This is a genomic window from Megamonas hypermegale, from assembly GCF_900187035.1.
GTDB classification, from domain to species: Bacteria; Bacillota; Negativicutes; order Selenomonadales; family Selenomonadaceae; genus Megamonas; species Megamonas hypermegale.
The window spans coordinates 1347232-1364863 of sequence record NZ_LT906446.1; the positions used below are offsets into that span (position 1 = coordinate 1347232).

Annotated in this window: 17 protein-coding genes; 10 read left to right on the forward strand and 7 right to left on the reverse strand. The window is 33.4% G+C overall.

From position 1 onward, the window contains the following. Window positions 1-83: 83 nt before the first annotated feature. The 4 genes from CKV65_RS06400 to CKV65_RS06415 form a co-directional block, all read right to left on the reverse strand. Complete coding sequence (locus CKV65_RS06400) at window positions 84-869, reverse strand: TIGR00282 family metallophosphoesterase (RefSeq protein ID WP_027889841.1); 786 nt, start codon at window positions 867-869, stop codon at window positions 84-86. 13 nt (window positions 870-882) lie between these two features. Next, on the reverse strand, window positions 883-1407 hold the full coding sequence (locus tag CKV65_RS06405; protein WP_027889842.1) for a hypothetical protein: 525 nt from the start codon (window positions 1405-1407) through the stop codon (window positions 883-885). A gap of 177 nt (window positions 1408-1584) precedes the next feature. Continuing rightward, window positions 1585-3129 carry a ribonuclease Y gene (gene rny / locus CKV65_RS06410; RefSeq protein WP_027889843.1) on the reverse strand — a complete coding sequence of 515 codons (1545 nt, stop codon included), beginning with the start codon at window positions 3127-3129 and terminating at the stop codon, window positions 1585-1587. A gap of 272 nt (window positions 3130-3401) precedes the next feature. Beyond that, complete coding sequence (locus tag CKV65_RS06415) at window positions 3402-3866, reverse strand: hypothetical protein (protein ID WP_027889844.1); 465 nt, start codon at window positions 3864-3866, stop codon at window positions 3402-3404. 187 nt (window positions 3867-4053) lie between these two features. On the opposite strand from CKV65_RS06415, the gene CKV65_RS06420 reads away from it, so the two are divergent. The 9 genes from CKV65_RS06420 (at window position 4054) to CKV65_RS06460 (ending at window position 14480) form a co-directional block, all read left to right on the forward strand. Continuing rightward, window positions 4054-6279 carry a RelA/SpoT family protein gene (locus CKV65_RS06420; RefSeq protein WP_027889845.1) on the forward strand — a complete coding sequence of 742 codons (2226 nt, stop codon included), beginning with the start codon at window positions 4054-4056 and terminating at the stop codon, window positions 6277-6279. A gap of 15 nt (window positions 6280-6294) precedes the next feature. Then, a complete protein-coding gene (locus CKV65_RS06425; RefSeq protein ID WP_027889846.1) occupies window positions 6295-6921 on the forward strand; it encodes an MBL fold metallo-hydrolase in 627 nt (208 codons plus the stop codon). 58 nt (window positions 6922-6979) lie between these two features. Then, window positions 6980-7348 (forward strand): hypothetical protein, encoded by a 369-nt coding sequence (locus tag CKV65_RS06430; protein ID WP_036254524.1) that lies wholly within the window; start codon window positions 6980-6982, stop codon window positions 7346-7348. Window positions 7349-7383: 35 nt separating this feature from the next. Continuing rightward, window positions 7384-8040 carry an HAD family hydrolase gene (locus tag CKV65_RS06435; protein ID WP_027889848.1) on the forward strand — a complete coding sequence of 219 codons (657 nt, stop codon included), beginning with the start codon at window positions 7384-7386 and terminating at the stop codon, window positions 8038-8040. Window positions 8041-8067: 27 nt separating this feature from the next. Next, on the forward strand, window positions 8068-9441 hold the full coding sequence (rlmD, locus tag CKV65_RS06440; RefSeq protein WP_027889849.1) for a 23S rRNA (uracil(1939)-C(5))-methyltransferase RlmD: 1374 nt from the start codon (window positions 8068-8070) through the stop codon (window positions 9439-9441). 336 nt (window positions 9442-9777) lie between these two features. Beyond that, a complete protein-coding gene (locus CKV65_RS06445) occupies window positions 9778-11703 on the forward strand; it encodes an HsdM family class I SAM-dependent methyltransferase (protein ID WP_027889850.1) in 1926 nt (641 codons plus the stop codon). Next, window positions 11693-12814 carry a restriction endonuclease subunit S gene (locus CKV65_RS06450; RefSeq protein WP_027889851.1) on the forward strand — a complete coding sequence of 374 codons (1122 nt, stop codon included), beginning with the start codon at window positions 11693-11695 and terminating at the stop codon, window positions 12812-12814. Before CKV65_RS06445 ends, CKV65_RS06450 begins: the two co-directional genes overlap by 11 nt. 113 nt (window positions 12815-12927) lie before the next feature. Further along, entirely contained in the window at window positions 12928-13911 is a 984-nt protein-coding gene (locus CKV65_RS06455) for a D-isomer specific 2-hydroxyacid dehydrogenase family protein (protein WP_027889852.1), read from the forward strand. Window positions 13912-13979: 68 nt separating this feature from the next. Then, on the forward strand, window positions 13980-14480 hold the full coding sequence (locus CKV65_RS06460) for a nitroreductase family protein (protein ID WP_027889853.1): 501 nt from the start codon (window positions 13980-13982) through the stop codon (window positions 14478-14480). Between the two features lie 51 nt (window positions 14481-14531). Here CKV65_RS06460 and uraA read toward each other — a convergent pair whose 3' ends face one another. Beyond that, window positions 14532-15803, reverse strand: coding sequence for a uracil permease (uraA, locus tag CKV65_RS06465; RefSeq protein WP_027889854.1), 1272 nt, complete (start codon window positions 15801-15803; stop codon window positions 14532-14534). A gap of 128 nt (window positions 15804-15931) precedes the next feature. Here uraA and CKV65_RS06470 point away from each other — a divergent pair, with 128 nt between their 5' ends. Continuing rightward, on the forward strand, window positions 15932-16405 hold the full coding sequence (locus tag CKV65_RS06470; RefSeq protein WP_027889855.1) for a nucleoside deaminase: 474 nt from the start codon (window positions 15932-15934) through the stop codon (window positions 16403-16405). Window positions 16406-16465: 60 nt separating this feature from the next. On the opposite strand, the gene CKV65_RS06475 is transcribed toward CKV65_RS06470, so the two are convergent. Together CKV65_RS06475 and rnc are read right to left on the reverse strand one after the other, a co-directional pair. After that, the gene (locus tag CKV65_RS06475) at window positions 16466-16852 is read right to left on the reverse strand and encodes a thioesterase family protein (RefSeq protein ID WP_051177592.1); all 387 of its coding nucleotides are present in this window, start codon (window positions 16850-16852) and stop codon (window positions 16466-16468) included. A gap of 66 nt (window positions 16853-16918) precedes the next feature. Continuing rightward, the gene (rnc, locus tag CKV65_RS06480; protein ID WP_027889857.1) at window positions 16919-17629 is read right to left on the reverse strand and encodes a ribonuclease III; all 711 of its coding nucleotides are present in this window, start codon (window positions 17627-17629) and stop codon (window positions 16919-16921) included. Window positions 17630-17632 lie beyond the last annotated feature (3 nt).

Consider the following 17632-nt stretch of genomic DNA (forward strand, 5'->3'; position numbering starts at 1 on the left):
CACACCCTTCAAAGACTTAAAGAATTAGGAATTACTATTTATTTCGCCAAAAGTATCAAAAATCCTCTTTTTAATGATTACAACTATACATCATTTTCATTAAACAAAATTCGCTCTATAGACACTGCTTTATTTGTTTTATCATCTACTTCTAAGACAACAGCACTGAATACATTTGGACCAGATGCCATTTCGAAACGTACTGGTCTACATGTAATGAATTTATCAATAGCGTTATTTACATTTACACCTAAACTAGAATTATATGGTCCTACCATGCCCAAATCACTGATATACGCCGTTCCTTTTGGTAAAAGACGATTATCTGCTGTTTGTACATGCGTATGAGTACCTACTACACAAGTTACTTTGCCGTCAAGATAAAAACCCATAGCAATTTTTTCCGAAGTTGCTTCTGCATGTATATCCACAAGAATAATATCACATCTATCTTTTATTTCTTTCAATATTTCATCTACTTTTTGAAAAGGGCAATCCATCGGTGGCATAAAAGTTCTACCGGAAACATTAATTACGCCAACGGTCTTTGCTTTAAATGGATAAAGGCAAAATCCTTTGCCTGGTGCACCTTCTGGATAATTAGCAGGACGAATTAAAAATGGCTCATCATCAATAAATGATGTGATTTCTCTTTGGTCCCAAATATGATTACCAGATGTTACTATATCTGCTCCAGCAGCATACACTTCATCTAATGTTTTTCGACTGATGCCTCTGCCCCCAGCCATATTTTCACCATTTACTACAACTACATCTATATTATGTTCCTTGCGAAGCTGTGGTATATACTTACGAAATGTCTCCCTACCAGGACGACCACATACATCACCAACTATTAAAAATTTCAAAACTAAACCTCCATTATTTGTTATAAACAATTACCCTGCCATTTTCTCTAATACCTACCATTTTTTCTTCAACAGGATTTATTTTCAAACTTCCCAGCATGGTATCTATGAGTTCTAATTGCGTTAAAACACTCGTATTAACTAATGGTACATAATCTAATTCATTAATTAACTTCTTACCAAATTTATCTTTAATTATTTCATTGAGTAATCTTAATTCTCCATGTGAGAAAGTCTTTACATCTCTAATGATATTTATAAATGTTGCTTTTTCCTTTACTTCTAATACAACATCATTTTTTTCTGGTATCAAATCTTCTAAATACTGATATGTCAAGATACTATCTTGTATAAATTCTTTTATTTGCTTTAATTCCGTATTACTTAAAATTTCATTAATTGTATAACTGATATAAACTTCTTCATTTTCAGGCTCAACAGATATCTCACTTATTTCTGGATAACATAATAAAATAGAAGTCAACAAATTTATACAATCCATATTTGGTTTTTTTTGTTGTTTTATTTTCATCTTCATATTATTTTTGGTTAACCTCACTAATCTTTCAGCAAAGTCCTGTTTCTATTATTTTATAGCTTATATGCTAACAATGCAAACAGCAAAATAAAAATTTTTATCTAATAACCAACTTAAATACATGATAAAAAAACAGTTGTTATTCATTTTCACTCAAATAACAACTGTTTGTTTCATTTATTTTGCGTAATCAACAACACGAGTTTCTCTGATTACAGTTACTTTAATCTGACCTGGATATTCCAGTTCAGCTTCAATTTTCTTAGTTATATCATGCGCTAAAGCTATAGTAGAAAGGTCATCCATCTTATCTGGTTTTACCATAATGCGAATTTCTCTACCTGCTTGAATAGCAAAAGAACGTTCAACGCCTTCAAAGGATTCAGCAATTTCTTCTAAACGTTTCAAACGTTTTAAGTAAGATTCCAGGCTTTCGCGTCTTGCACCTGGACGAGCAGCTGAAACAGCATCAGCAGCAGCAACAAGTACAGCTTCTACTGTTTTTGCTTCTTCATCACCATGATGAGCTGCTATTGCATTTACTACATCAGCTGATTCACGATATTTCTTCGCTAAATCAGCACCGATTGTGACATGCGGTCCTTCAACTTCATGGTCAATTGCTTTACCGATATCATGTAAAAGGCCACTGCGTTTTGCAAGTGCTACATCAACGCCTAATTCTGCCGCCATAACACCAGCTAAATGAGCAACTTCAACTGAATGATTAAGTACATTTTGACCATAACTTGTACGGTACTTCAAACGGCCTAATAATTTTACCAATTCTTGATGTAAACCATGTACACCAGTTTCAAAGCAAGCTTGTTCACCAGCTTCTTTAATACGCTGGTCAACCTCTTTACGAGCTTTTTCTACCATTTCTTCAATGCGTGCTGGATGAATACGTCCATCTGCAATGAGTTTTTCTAATGCAATGCGAGCAATTTCACGACGAACTGGGTCAAAACCAGATAAAATAACAGCTTCTGGTGTATCATCAATGATTAAATCAATGCCTGTAAGTGTTTCAAGAGCACGAATATTTCTGCCCTCACGACCAATTATACGACCCTTCATTTCATCATTTGGCAATGCTACTACAGAAACAGTCGTTTCTGCTACGTGGTCAGCCGCACATCTTTGAATCGCTTGTGAAATGATATTTCGTGCGCGTTTTTCTGCTTCATCTTTTGCTTGCTGTTCATATTCTTTAATCATAACAGCTTTATCATGTTTGATTTCAATTTCTGCATCAGCTAAAAGCATTGAACGAGCATCTTCACTTGTAAGACCAGATATACGTTCTAATTCTTCCATTTGCTTAGCATGCAATGCTTCAATACGTGCTTGCGATTTATCTATTTCGCTTTCTTTACGATTTAAACTTTCTTCTTTTCTTTCTAAAGAATCGATTTTACGGTCTAAATTTTCTTCTTTCTGCATTAAACGACGTTCCTGACGGGAAAGTTCATTTCTGCGGTCTTTTGTATCACGATCGAGCTCTTGACGCATTTTGTGTATTTCTTCTTTTGCTTCAAGAGTAGCTTCTTTTTTCTTGGTTTCAATCTGTTTTTCTGCTTCGCTTATTATTCGCTTTGCTTCAATTTCAGCAGAACCAATTTGTGCTTCTGCACTTCGTTTTCTCAGCCAATACCCTACGCCCAAGCCGACAACAAGTGCAAGTATTATCGCTAATATTAATTCAACGATAATCTTCACCCCCCTTTACTTTGAATTTTTTGATAATATTTTTTAATCAGTTTAGATTAGAAACTTTTGTACAAAATGTACATAAAATAAATCTGCCGAAGTTTCCACAGCAAATACATTTTAGCGTTAATTATCTCATGACAAAATAAAAAAGCCCGAAGACTTTGTTCACGCTCATAAAAGATATTTTAAAGGTTTTTAGAAATAGTGTCAAGCTAATAAGTCTACTGTTATCTATAAAAAAAGCTATCGTTTTTTTATAAACAATAGCTTTTATTTTCTTAACTCCAAAGAAGTTTCATCCAATTTGGATATTCTTGTTCTAAATGACTATTTATAGCACTTAAAAGCTCAATAACCAAATCACCATCAAGTTCATTTTTACTACCTGGTATATACATGTCTAAATACAATGCATCATCCATGCCTAAATAATACTTGATAGCTTTGTAAGTTATATTCATTTCATTAACACAACGTACGAATTCATCTTTATTTTTTATAAAACTAACATCAGGTATAACCTGTACTCTAACTACGGTATATATACTATCATCAATTACTACCACTGCAGGCAATTTCTGTCCAAACACTTTTACATATGTATGAAAAGTAACTCTACCATTATTATTATTCGTTTGCGCATTATTATCTTCTACTATTTCATTTTTTATTTCTTCTACTCTAAAATAAGTAATACCTTTTTCAGCCAAATACTGTTTAAAACTATCTGCTTTTAAATTCATTCTTATCACACCTTTTACTTGTAAATAATTTGTTTATCTTGCTAAAATATCTATTTTGCTTGATTATGTTATACATATATATTATCATGGTTTTATAATTTCTTTATTATATAGCTAAAATCCTTCTAAGATATTTGTTGTTGATATTTGTACTATATTGTTTTATAAATGTTTGGAGTTGAAAAAAATGACTGATAAAAATGTCGATATTTCTATTAATGATATTATTGATGCTGTAAAATCTTATAATTCCAATGCCAATTTCGACTTAATTTTAAAAGCCTACAATCTAGCAAATGAAGCTCACGCCAACCAAACTCGTGTATCTGGCGAAAAATACATAACACATCCATTACATGTTGCTATGATTTTAACTGAATTGCACATTGATGATGTAACAATTGCCGCAGCTTTATTACATGATGTAGTAGAAGATACCATTTATACCATAGACCAAATGAAAGAACTCTTTGGTGAAGAAGTAGCTATGCTCATTGACGGCGTTACTAAACTGAGCAAAATGAAATACAAGTCTAAAGAAGACCAACAGCTTGAAACGTATCGCAAGATGTTTTTGGCAATGGCAAAAGATATCCGTGTCATCATGATAAAACTCGCTGACCGTTTGCACAATATGCGTACTTTAAAATATATGCGTGAAGAAAAACAAAAACGCATTGCTAAAGAAACACTAGAAGTTTACGCGCCACTTGCTAATCGCTTAGGTATTTCTAATATAAAATGTGAACTTGAAGATTTATGTTTGCGCTATTTAGAACCAGAAACTTATTATGATTTAGTAGATAAAGTACAACAAAAACGTGCAGAACGTCAAGCTTTTATCAATGAATCCATCGCTAAAATTCAAAAAGAATTTGATAAAGTTCATTTGAAAGGCGAAATCAAAGGCCGTGCTAAACATTTCTATAGTATTTATCGCAAGATGAAAAACAGCCATAAAGATTTTTCCGATATATTCGACTTACTCGCTGTACGTGTACTCGTTAAGACAATACCTGATTGCTACACTGTATTGGGTATCATCCACGCTATGTGGAAACCATTGCCTGGCAGATTTAAAGATTATATCGCTGTGCCAAAAACAAACGGTTACCAATCTCTGCATACAACGGTAATCACAGACAATGCTATTCCACTTGAAATTCAAATTCGTACATTTGCCATGCACGCCGTTTCTGAATACGGTATCGCCGCTCACTGGAAATACAAAGAAGCTGGCAACAAGAGTATCGGCGCTAATAGCAATTACGATAAAAAGCTTTCTTGGCTTCGCCAAATGATAACTTTACAAGATGAATTTTCTGACCCACGCGAATACTTTGAAGCCTTAAAAATTGATATTTTCTCTGATGAAGTATTTGTTTACACCCCACGCGGTGATGTTATCAATTTACCAAAAGGTTCTAATCCAATCGACTTTGCTTATCACATTCATACAGATATCGGCAATCACTGCGTTGGCGCTAAAGTAAATGGTAAAATCGTACCACTTGAATATAAATTACAAAATGGCGATGTTGTATCTGTAATAACTAATAAACAAAACAATGGTCCTAGTCCTGACTGGCTCAACATCGTTGCTTCATCTCAAACGAGAACGAAAATCCGCCAGTGGTTCAAAAAACAACGCCGTGAAGAAAATATCGCTCGTGGAATGGAATTGCTTGAAAACGAAGCAAAACATCTTGGCTATAATTTCAAAGATTTAACAAAAAATGACCGCTTACTTCAAGTAGCTAAAAAAATGAATATCCAATCCATAGATGATATGCTCGCAGGCATTGGCTATGGCGGTATCACTATAAATAGCATCATGACTAAGCTGATTGCTTTCCATAAAAAGGATTTGCAAGAAGTTACACCGCCAGATATCACTCAGATGCTAGAAAAAATCAAACCAAAAAATCCAAAGAAAAAATCTAACCAAGGTATTTTAGTCGAAGGAGAAGATGGTTTTCTTGTACATCTTGCCAAATGCTGTAACCCTATTCCTGGCGACCAGATTATCGGTTATATAACACGCGGTAAAGGCGTTTCTGTTCACCGTGCCGATTGTCCAAACGTCTTGCGCGAAGGCAATGATATGATGCGTATAATCGATGTAAGCTGGGACATCAGCACCGACCAATTATCTTATCCTGTATCAATAGAACTCGGCTGTTATGACCGCCAAGGCATTTTAACAGAAATCTTATCTCGCATATCTGATGCTAAAATCAATATAGATAATATTGTATCACGTAGCATTCCAAGCAATAAAACAGCCGTCATGACGATAACATTCCATACGAAAAATACAGCACGCACTGAACAATTAATGAACACATTGCGACGCGTCAAAGACGTGTACAGCGTACGACGCACACTCAGCAGTTCTTCAAATAAAGATTAAGGAGAGAAAATCAACTTGAAAATAATATCTTTAACTGTAGGGCCTATTATGGAAAATTGCTATATCATTTATGATGAACAATCGCTTGAAGGCATTATCGTCGACCCAGGCGATGAAGCTGACCGCATTTTAAAAGCCGTACAAAAATTAAATCTCACTATAAAATACATCGTAAACACACACGGCCATGCTGACCATATCGGCGCTAATAAACAGCTAGGCGAAGCGCTTCATGCAAAACTTGCCATCCATGCTGATGATGTCGCTATGCTCACTGACCCACAGCTCAACCTTTCCATATCTGGTTACATGGGTAGAGTAATCATCTCTCAACCAGCCGATATTCTGCTTCATGAAAACGATATCATCTCTTTTGGCAACTGCCAATTTAAAGTAATTCATACACCAGGTCATACGCCTGGCGGAATTTGCCTCGTTGGTGAAAATATCGTCGTTAGCGGTGACTCACTGTTTGCTGGTTCTATCGGCAGAACAGATTTTCCAACAGGTTCTATGACGGATTTAGTTTCTAGCTTAAAAACAAAAATCCTCACACTAGACCCTAAAATGCATGTATTCCCAGGTCATGGTGGCCCTAGCGTCATTGAATGGGAAAAACAAAACAATCCATATCTTGCATAATTCAAATAAAAGACAGGTATTTATTACCTGTCTTTAAATTACACTGAAGGAAATTATTATGAATGATATTTTCAAACCGCAAATTTTAGATATTAAAACGAGCGCTCAAGCCATTGAAGAAATGACAAAAATCGACTGCACTTCTGCCGGTATTGCTATAATGAAAGACAAAGCTCTCTTTAAAGTCATTAAGCTTACAGATGTTAATAGCAAAGCTGCTAATATTTTAAAGCAGACTTTTTTAAGCAAAGGCGGTGAAGTTGCCATATCTCGCCACTGTGCCGATTTAAGCCACGATACAAGCGATGTAATCATCATGGCAACTGTTCATCAATATAAAAAAGCAATACCCGTTTTGAAAATGCAGCCATGGAAATTAAAAAACATTGCTGCCATTTTACAAGAAATAATCACAGAGAAAGGATGATTTCTATGGAAAATTTAAATAAAGCAACAAAAGATATACAGTATAAAGCCGTCATCTTCGACTTAGATGGAACACTCATAAATTCACTCAATGATTTAGCCGATAGCGTAAATAAAGTGCTTGCTTCTTATAACTTGCCAACTTATGATATTGAAAGCTATAAATACCGCGTAGGCAACGGCATACGAAAACTAATGGAACGCTCTTTACCTGCCGATAAACAAGATTTACTCGATGAAGCACTCGAAAAATTCAAAGCTATTTATGCTAAGCACAATCTCGATAAAACACGTCCATACGCAGATATCATACAGTTACTCCAAACATTAAAAGATAAAGATATAAAACTCGGTGTTTGTACTAATAAACACGATGAAGCCGCTAAAGCAATCATCAAAACTTTATTTGATGAAAATACCTTTAGCCAAATCATCGGTGATAAAGCAGGATTAAAACGCAAACCAGACCCAGGCAAAGTCCTTGCCATCGCTAAAAATTGGGATATAGCACCGCAAGAAATAGCATATCTCGGTGACTCCGGTGTAGATATGCAGACAGCTGTAAATGCTGATATGCTTGCTGTAGGCGTATTATGGGGCTTTAGAACATCTGACGAATTAAAAGAAAATGGTGCTGATGTTTTAATCAATTCTCCACTGGAACTATTAACAGCAGTAAATTTTTATAAATAAGCTATAACAGAAAGGATTTTTTACTTAATGAAAACAAAAATTCCTGTTCAATTAGGGCAGAAATATGAAATAAAAATAACCGGTATGGGACAAAGTGGTGAAGGCGTTGGTCGCTATGAAAATTTCACTGTATTTGTACCTTATGCACTTCCAGGTGAAACAGTCGAAGCTAAAATCACTTTAGTCAAAAAAAATTATGCTACAGGTGAAATCGTCTCTATAATCGAAAAAGCATCTGACCGAATTAAACCAATTTGTTCCGTTTATGATGATTGCGGTGCTTGCCAGCTTCAACATTATTCCTACGATGCTCAACTTCATGCTAAACAACAAAAAGTCATCGACATGATGGAACACATCGCTATAAAAAAAGACATCATAATTCACCCAACAATGCCTTCTGTAAATGAATGGCATTATCGCAATAAAATGCAATTTCCTATCGGTCGCACAAAAAAAGATGGTATCATTGTAGGCTGTTATGCTCATAGTTCACATAATATCATTAACACTGAAATGTGCCATATTCAAAAACACACTAATAATGTAATTGCCAATGCAGTTCGTGAAATGGCAACAAAATTTAAACTAAGTGTTTACGATGAAAAAACTCATTATGGACTTTTGCGCCATGTTGTCGGCCGCACAAATCGCGATGAAACACAAGCTATGGTCGTACTCGTCACAGCTCAACCTAAAATTCCTCGCGTTCGTGAAATCGTAAATTTCTTGCGCAGTAAAATTCCTAATCTCACTAGCATTGTCCAAAACATCAATACAGGCAGAAATAACATCATCATGGGCAAAGAATGCAAAATCTTATGGGGTTCTTCTCATATAACTGATAGACTAGGCAGTTTGAAATTTAAGATTTCCGCATTATCTTTCTTCCAAGTAAACACTGAACAAGCTGAAAAATTATATGAATGTGCTTTAAAATACGCAAATCTCACTGGTAAAGAAACAGTTATCGACGGTTATTGCGGTACCGGAACAATCTCCTTATTCTTAGCTCAAAAAGCCAAAAAAGTATACGGTATGGAAATCGTACCGGAAGCAATCCGCGATGCTATCGCTAATGCACGCGATAACAACATAAAAAATGCTGAATTTTTAACAGGCGATGCTGCAAAACTCATGCCTCAACTTTATCGCAAAGGATTGCGCCCTGATGTAATCGTAACAGACCCACCACGTGCTGGTTGTGCTCCTGAAGTATTAAAAACCTTTGCGGCAATGCAACCAAAACGCATTGTTTATGTATCTTGTAACCCAGCTTCACTTGCTCGCGACATCGCTATCTTAGATGAACTCGGTTACAAAGCATTGGAAATCCAACCTGTAGATATGTTCCCACAAACAGGACATGTTGAGACAGTTGTTCTTTTAAATAAAAAATAAATATATCTATATAAAAAGAGTTTGGATTAACCAAACTCTTTTTATATAGATATATTTATTTTTTTACTATTTAATTCTACTCTTAATGATATATTAAAATAGCAAAACGTTTTTATGCTATATCTTGACACTATATATAATTTATATATAATTTATATATGCAAATTATATATAAATTTATATTTATTTCTATAACCATAATTTATTAATAAATATATATTTAATATATATTTAAAAAGGACTAAAAAAAATACATAAATATATTTACAAGCTTTTTTTGACTTTCTTACAGACAACTATACTATAAAATATAATCGACAAAAGGTGAATATAAACATGCTTAGATATAATATAATAGAAACTATTGGAAAGGAGTTTTTAACTAGCAATACAGAAACAGGTGAATATAGTTATGTTTACGCTGCTGGTGGAAAAACTCAATTAGAAAAAAAAGTTGGTCATCCTGTTTCCCACTTTAAATTAGATATCCGGTTTGAATATGATGATATTGTGGTTTTAGTTGAAACAAAACAACATTTTATTCTTAATGATGAAAAACAACTAAAAGATTATTTAGAAGAAGAAAAGGCACTTCATCCAACTAAAAAAGTAATCTGTATCTTAGCTAATACAACAAATGATAAAATCAAAGTTTGGAAATCATTTATTGATAATGAACACTTATTAATCAATGAAACAGTATTAGATAAAATGTCCCATTATGTTAAACTATTTAAAATAAATAAATCTAATGATAGAGAAACTGTACTGAAAAATACTTATTCTTTAAATGAATTACTGCACAAAAAAGATATAGATGAACATCTTCGTAGCCAATTTGTAGGAACCTGTTTATTATATATTAAGGATATTATAAAGAAAAAAGGTATTGTTTTAATCACAAAAGAATTCGTAAATTCTTTAAAAGAAATATGGATTTTAATGACTCCTAAAGGTATCCGAGGCGCAATTGAAGGTGTATTATCAGACTTACTAGATGGTTCTGACAATAAAGCTAAAAAGATTGAATTACTTCAAAAAAATATTTTAGAAAATCAAAAAGTTAGAGCTTTAAAAACCGATGATTGGACTGAAATTCTTGAAACAATCATTTTAAAAATATATAGATACATTGATACAGATAGTTCAGAAGGGCAAGACATTTTAAATATGTTTTTTATTGCCTTTAACAAATACACTGGAAAAGCAGACAAAAATCAAGCTTTTACACCCGACCATATCACAGAATTTATGTGCAGAATTACAGGTGTAGACCGCACAAAACGTATATTAGATGCAACATGTGGAAGCGGTTCTTTTTTAGTACAAGCAATGGTAAAAGAGCTAGCTGATTGTAGACGAGGAAAAACAGAAGACGAAGCATTATCTCTTATGAAAAAAGTAAAAGAAGAACATATTTACGGTATTGAAATAGAAGAAAAAGCGTATGGTCTTTCAACGACAAATATGTTAATTCATGGCGATGGAAACAGTAATATAAAATTTGGTAATTGTTTTTATTGTAAACAATTTATTATAAAAGCAAATCCAGATATTATTCTTATGAATCCACCTTATAATGCAAAGCCAATTGGTATTCCCGAAAAATATAAAATTGATTGGGGAAAATCAAAAAATGGCAAAGAAGATCCAACAAAAGGACTAGTTTTTGTTCATTTCCTTTCAGATGTAATTAAAGAAATTAATGATAAAAGAGAAAAAGATGGATTACCTCATAAAACTGTAAAAATGGCTGTTTTATTACCAGTTGCAACAGCAATTGGTAATAAAACTATTATTCAATCACAAAAAGTTTCTATGCTAAAAAACAATACATTAGAAGCTGTTTTTACACTTCCAAATGATATTTTTTATCCTGGAGCATCTGCATCAGCTTGTTGTATGGTATTTACATTAGGTGAACCACATATAAAAGCAGATGGAACCGTGAAAGAAACATTTTTTGGTTATTATAAAGAAGATGGATTTAAAAAGAAAAAAAATCTTGGACGTGTAGAACAATTTGATGAAAATGGTAACAGTAAATGGAAAGCGATTGAGAACGAATGGCTAAAATTATTTAGAAATCATAAGGTAGTAGATGGTTTATCTGCCACCGCAGAAGTTTCTGGTAAAGATGAATGGCTTTGCGAAGCATATATGAAAACAGATTATTCTACTCTTTGTCAAGAAGATTTTCAACAGACACTTAATAATTATCTTGCATATTTAATAAGAGAGGGCAAAATTTATGAATCTTGAATTTAAAAAATGGCATCAATATCAAATAAACGATTTATTTGATGTTGTTTACGGTGTTAATTTAGAATTAAATGCTTGTATTGAAACCACAAAAAAAGATCCTGATTCTGTAAACTTTGTGTCCCGTTCAAAAGATAATAATGGGGTTACAGCATATGTAAAACTAATAGAAGGTTTAAAACCACAAGATGCAGGAATTATTACTGTTGCTAGTGGTGGGAGTAGTGTGTTATCTACATTTGTACAAAATGAACCGTTCTATAGCGGGCGAGATTTATATCTGTTAATCCCTAAAAGCAAATACAAAAAAAATATGTCAATGGAAGTCAAACTATATATATGTACTATCATAATGAAAAATAAGTATCGTTATAGCTTTGGCAGGCAAGCAAATAAAACCTTGCCATATATTGAGTTAAAGTTACCAACTAAAAACCATGAACCTGATTGGAATTTTATGGAAAATTATATAAAATCATTACATCATAAACCTTTGACAACAAAGAATCATAATTATGATGTATTACCATTAATATATGATGATTGGAAAGAATTTATTTTAAATGATATTTTTGAATTAAGAGGTGGTTTTTATAACAAAAAACCTGAACATTCTATAGAAGGTAAAATCCCATTTTTAGCATCTACTGAATCTAATAATGGAGTAACTGAATTTTATTCTTTAGAAGATATTAAAAGTTGGGATAAAATCGGAAATGAAGATAATACATTAGAAAAAAAATTATATCAAGGAAATTGTATTGCTGTAACTGTAAATGGCTCGGTATGTAATGCTTTCTATCAAAAAGAACAGTTTACTTGTAGTCATGATATTACAGCTTTCTATATTAAACAATATGAGATGAGTCCTTCCCTTGCAATATTTCTATGTACTATTATCATGAAAGATAAATATCGATGGTCTTATGGTAGAAAACCCCATGATATAAAAAAATTTGGAAAATCAATAATTAAACTCCCAATTAAACATAATTTAGATGGAACACCCTTTATTGATAACACTTATACATATTCTAAGAAAGGATATGTTCCAAATTGGAAATTTATGGAAGATTATATTAAATCATTGCCATATGGTGATAGAATATAAGTATTTTATATTTATTACTTTATATAAAAATAGACATATATTATTTTTATATAATTTTTAAATTTAAATCTTTAAAAATCTTAACTATTAAATAAAAATTAAGGAGCAATTTAATGAAAATCTATGCCTTTGAAGTACGCGATGATGAAATCGACTTTTTCTCTGCCATTTCTAAAAAATTAAATGTAGAAATAAGTTGCAGTAAAGAAATGCTTACACCAGATAATATTGATTTAGTAGACGGTTATACAGGTGTTACCATTTTAGGACAATATAAATATGACGCTAAAATGCTCGACGCTTTAAAAGCACATGGTATTTTATATTTAGCTACACGCACTATCGGTTACAATCACATAGATGTCGAATACGCTAAAAAAATCGGCATTCATGTCTGCAACGTTTCTTATGAACCAAATAGCGTGGCTGAATACACAATAATGATGATATTGCTTTGCTTGCGCCATTATAAAGCTTCTTTATGGAGAACGAACGTAAACGATTTTTCACTAGAAGGATTGCAAGGTCGTCAAATCAAAGACTTAACAGTCGGCATTTTAGGCACAGGCAGAATTGGCAAAATGGTATTACAGTATTTAGCAAGCTTTGGCTGTAAACTTCTCGCTTACAATTTAAGCCAAAATGAAGATGTGAAAAAAATCGCTGAATATGTAGATTTAGATACGATTTATAAAGAATGCGATATCATTTCACTGCATTTGCCACTGACAAAAGATACTTATCATTTAATCAATAAAGACAGCATTGCCAAAATGAAACAAAATGTAGTAATCATCAATTGCGCACGTGGCGGACTCATGAAAATGGAAGACTTAATCGAAGGCATTGAAAATAAAAAAATCGGTGCATTAGGTCTTGACTGTATGGAATACGAAGAAGGTATCGTTCATCAAGATTTGAAAACCGATATAATCTCCAACCGTGAAATGGCTTATCTACGCCAATTTCCTAATGTTGTTCATACACCACATATGGCTTTTTACACTGATGCGGCTGTGCGCAGTATGGTATATGGTAGCGTTGAAGGCATTTGCGCAATGCACCAAAATAAACAAATTCCTAATCAATTAAGTTAAGCTATAATCGCCGTCAATTTATTCATGGTATAATATTTTTAAAGATATTATTCCTTGGAGGTGTTATCATGCAAGATATTTTAAACCGTACAAGTGTACGCAAATTTCAAACTAAAAAAATAGAACCTGAAGTATTAAAACAGATTTTACAAGCAGGTTTTAGTGCGCCTAGTGCTAAAAATACTCAACCATGGGAATTTTTAATCGTGCAAAATCCTCAAACGCTTGAAAAAATGTCATCGTTCACGCCTTATGCCATGCCAATAAAAAATGCACCTTTAGGCATGCTCGTCTGTGCAAATATAAATTGCAATCCATTCATAGATTATTGCGAACAAGATTGTGCCGCAGCTACCGAAAATATGCTGATTGCAGCTAAAAAACTCGGCGTTGGCAGTTGCTGGATAGGTGTTTATCCTAATGCAGAACGCATTGAACCTATTCGTCAATATTTCTCTTTGCCTGAAAACATAGTGCCTTTATGGATGATTGCCTTTGGTTATCCTGCTGAAACACCAAAAGTAAAAAATAAATGGAACGAAAATAAAATTCACTACGAAAAATTTTAATGAAAAAGACCTTTAATAGTGTATTGCTACTAAAGGTCTTTTTTCCGTTTCTTATTCTTTATTATCTATGCCTAATTTAGCAAAAATATAAAATACAATACTTATAACCATACCGCAGACAACAGCAAGCCCCATGCCCTTGAGCTGAACAGGACCAACATTTATTGCGGCACCGCTGAGACCACTAATCATGGTAACAGCTGTCAAAATCATATTCTTTGTCTTTGTATAATCAACTTTCTTTTCAATCAACATACGAATACCAGAACAAGCGATTACACCAAACAATAATACACTAATACCACCCATTACTGGAGATGGAATGGAATGAATGAGTGCTGCTACTTTACCGATAAAAGAAAATACAATAGCAAAAACAGCTGCACCGCCAATTACCCATATACTGTACACGCGAGTAATAGCCATAACGCCCATATTTTCACCGTATGTAGTATTCGGTGTAGAACCAACGAAACCAGAAATTACATTTGATATACCATCAGCAAACAATGAGCGATTAAGTCCCGGATTTTTAATTAAATCGCGGTTTACGATACTGCTTGTAACGACTACATGACCGATATGTTCTGCAAATACAACGAATAAAGCTGGCATGATAATCATAATAGCATGGAAATTAAAGCTCGGTTCATAAAATGTTGGAACTTGTATCCATGGTGCATTTTCCACAGCGGATAAATCTACAATACCCAAACATAAAGCCATGATATAGCCCGCTACTACGCCAATTAATACAGGGATTACGCTTAAAAAGCCACGACCAATTACAGAAGCGAGTATCGCAACGCCCAATGTAAACACTGATGTAATCATAGCAAGTTCATTCGGTATGCCTTGCGTTTCCATGGTATTACTAACAAAGCCAGACATATCTAATGCCAGTGGCGCAAGCTCTAAACCGATGACAGCTACAACAGCCCCCATAGCGGCTGGCGGTAAAATGACATCAATCCAACTCGTTCCAACTTTACCTACAACGAAAGATAAAATGATAAACGATATACCAAAAGCAATAAAACCGCCCTGTGCATCGCCATAACTCATGCCACTTGTTGCCAGTACTGCTAATACAGGAGAAATAAATGCAAAGCTAGAGCCCAAATATGCAGGCAATTTACCTTTACAGATAATTAAGTATAAGAGCGTACCAATACCATTCATAAATAAAGCTGTAGCTGGATTTACATGCAATAAAAACGGCACTAATACTGTTGAACCAAACATCGCAAATAAATGCTGTAAACTGAGTGGTACAGCTTGCAAAAGAGGAACTTTCTCTTCTACATCATAAAATTTTTTCATAACTGCCTCTCTTTCTAAAACTAATAAAAGATAAATTATAAACCCGCATTATTATAATAGTATCCATCACTATATGTCAACGCATTGTGTTATAATATCTATGCAAAATTACAATAGGAGAATTATTTATGTATAATCAAGAATTTATGTTAAAAGCAACTTCTGAAGCCAATAATAATTTACAAACAAATGAAGGTGGCCCTTTCGGTGCCGTTGTAGTTAAAGATGATAAAATCGTCGGCAAAGGACATAATCGCGTACTAATCAATCACGATCCAACTTGCCATGCAGAAATCGAAGCCATTCGCGATGCTTGCAAAAAATTAAATACGCACGATTTAACAGATTGCACGCTGTATACTTCTTGCTATCCTTGCCCAATGTGTTTATCTGCTATAATTTGGGCAAATATCAAAAAAGTTTATTATGGCAACACTGCTAAAGACGCTGCTGATATAGGTTTCCGTGATGATTTCATTTACAACTTCATTGAAGGCAAATGTTCAGATGCTTCTGTTTTGGATTTAGTACCTCAAGACCGTGATATGACCATAAAAACATTTGAAGCTTTCGCTCAAAAACAAGATAAAACAATCTATTAAAAATTTATATCCACAAAAAAAGATGATAAGCGCTTTATATATGCCTATCATCTTTTTTATTTACTTATTCAATTTTGCCATGAATTTTTCATTATTTATGATAAAACGTTCATGCGTTCCTTTGCCAATTATCTTATCATCATCTTTTGCTTGCACTTCAAAAGTAAGTTTTCTGCCTTCAATTTTGATAAGTGTTGCTGTTGCGACGATTTCATCACCTATGGCACTCGGTCTATCATGTGTTATGTTAAGACTTATTCCTACAGTGCCACAGCCTTCATCTAAATATGCATTAATGCAACTGCAAGAAGCTTCTTCCATTAAAGCACACATACACGGCGTAGCAAAAACATCAAGTGTACCACTTTTCATGGCTTTAGCTGTATTTTGTTCATTGACAATTGTTTTAGCCACACCAATAATACCTGTTTTTAATTCTTTTATCATAATCATTACCTTATTTCTTTTTTATACAAAAATAACAGGAAGATTTCTCCTCCTGTTATCTATTTATTATTTTTCTATACCATATTTTTTTAATGCTGCAAAAGCGGCATGCTGTTCTGCTTCTTTTTTCGTTGTACCTTTACCTACTCCGTCAATTTTACCATTTACTTCTACAGCAAATTCAAATATCTTAGCGTGGTCTGGGCCTTCTTCGGATAATAATTTATATTCCACATGTTGACCTTTACCTTGTACAACTTCTTGTAAAATAGTCTTATAATCTTTTAAATTATAACCATGTTCTACAGCAATAAATTCTTCATTTAATTTATCTAAAACGTAATTGTATGCCGTGTTCCAACCTTGGTCTAAATAAATAGCGCCAATAATTGATTCAAAAGCATCAGCTAAAATCGAAGAACGATTTTCTCCGCCAGTTAATCTTTCACCTTTACCAAGCAATAAGTACTCACCTACATGAAGTTTTCTCGCTAATTTAGCAAGACTTGCTTCACATACGACAGAAGCTCTAGCTTTTGTAAGTTCTCCTTCTGGCATTTGATTGAAATGATTGTATAAATACGTACTAGAAGCTAATTCCAATACAGCATCACCTAAAAATTCCAATCGTTCATTATGAAAAATTATGCCTTTATATTCATTAGCATACGATGTATGTGTCAAAGCTTGATTTAATAAAGTAATATCTTTAAATTTTACACCTAAAGCAGTTTCTAATACAGATAAATTTACTTTACGTTTTTGTGATATTTCCATTGA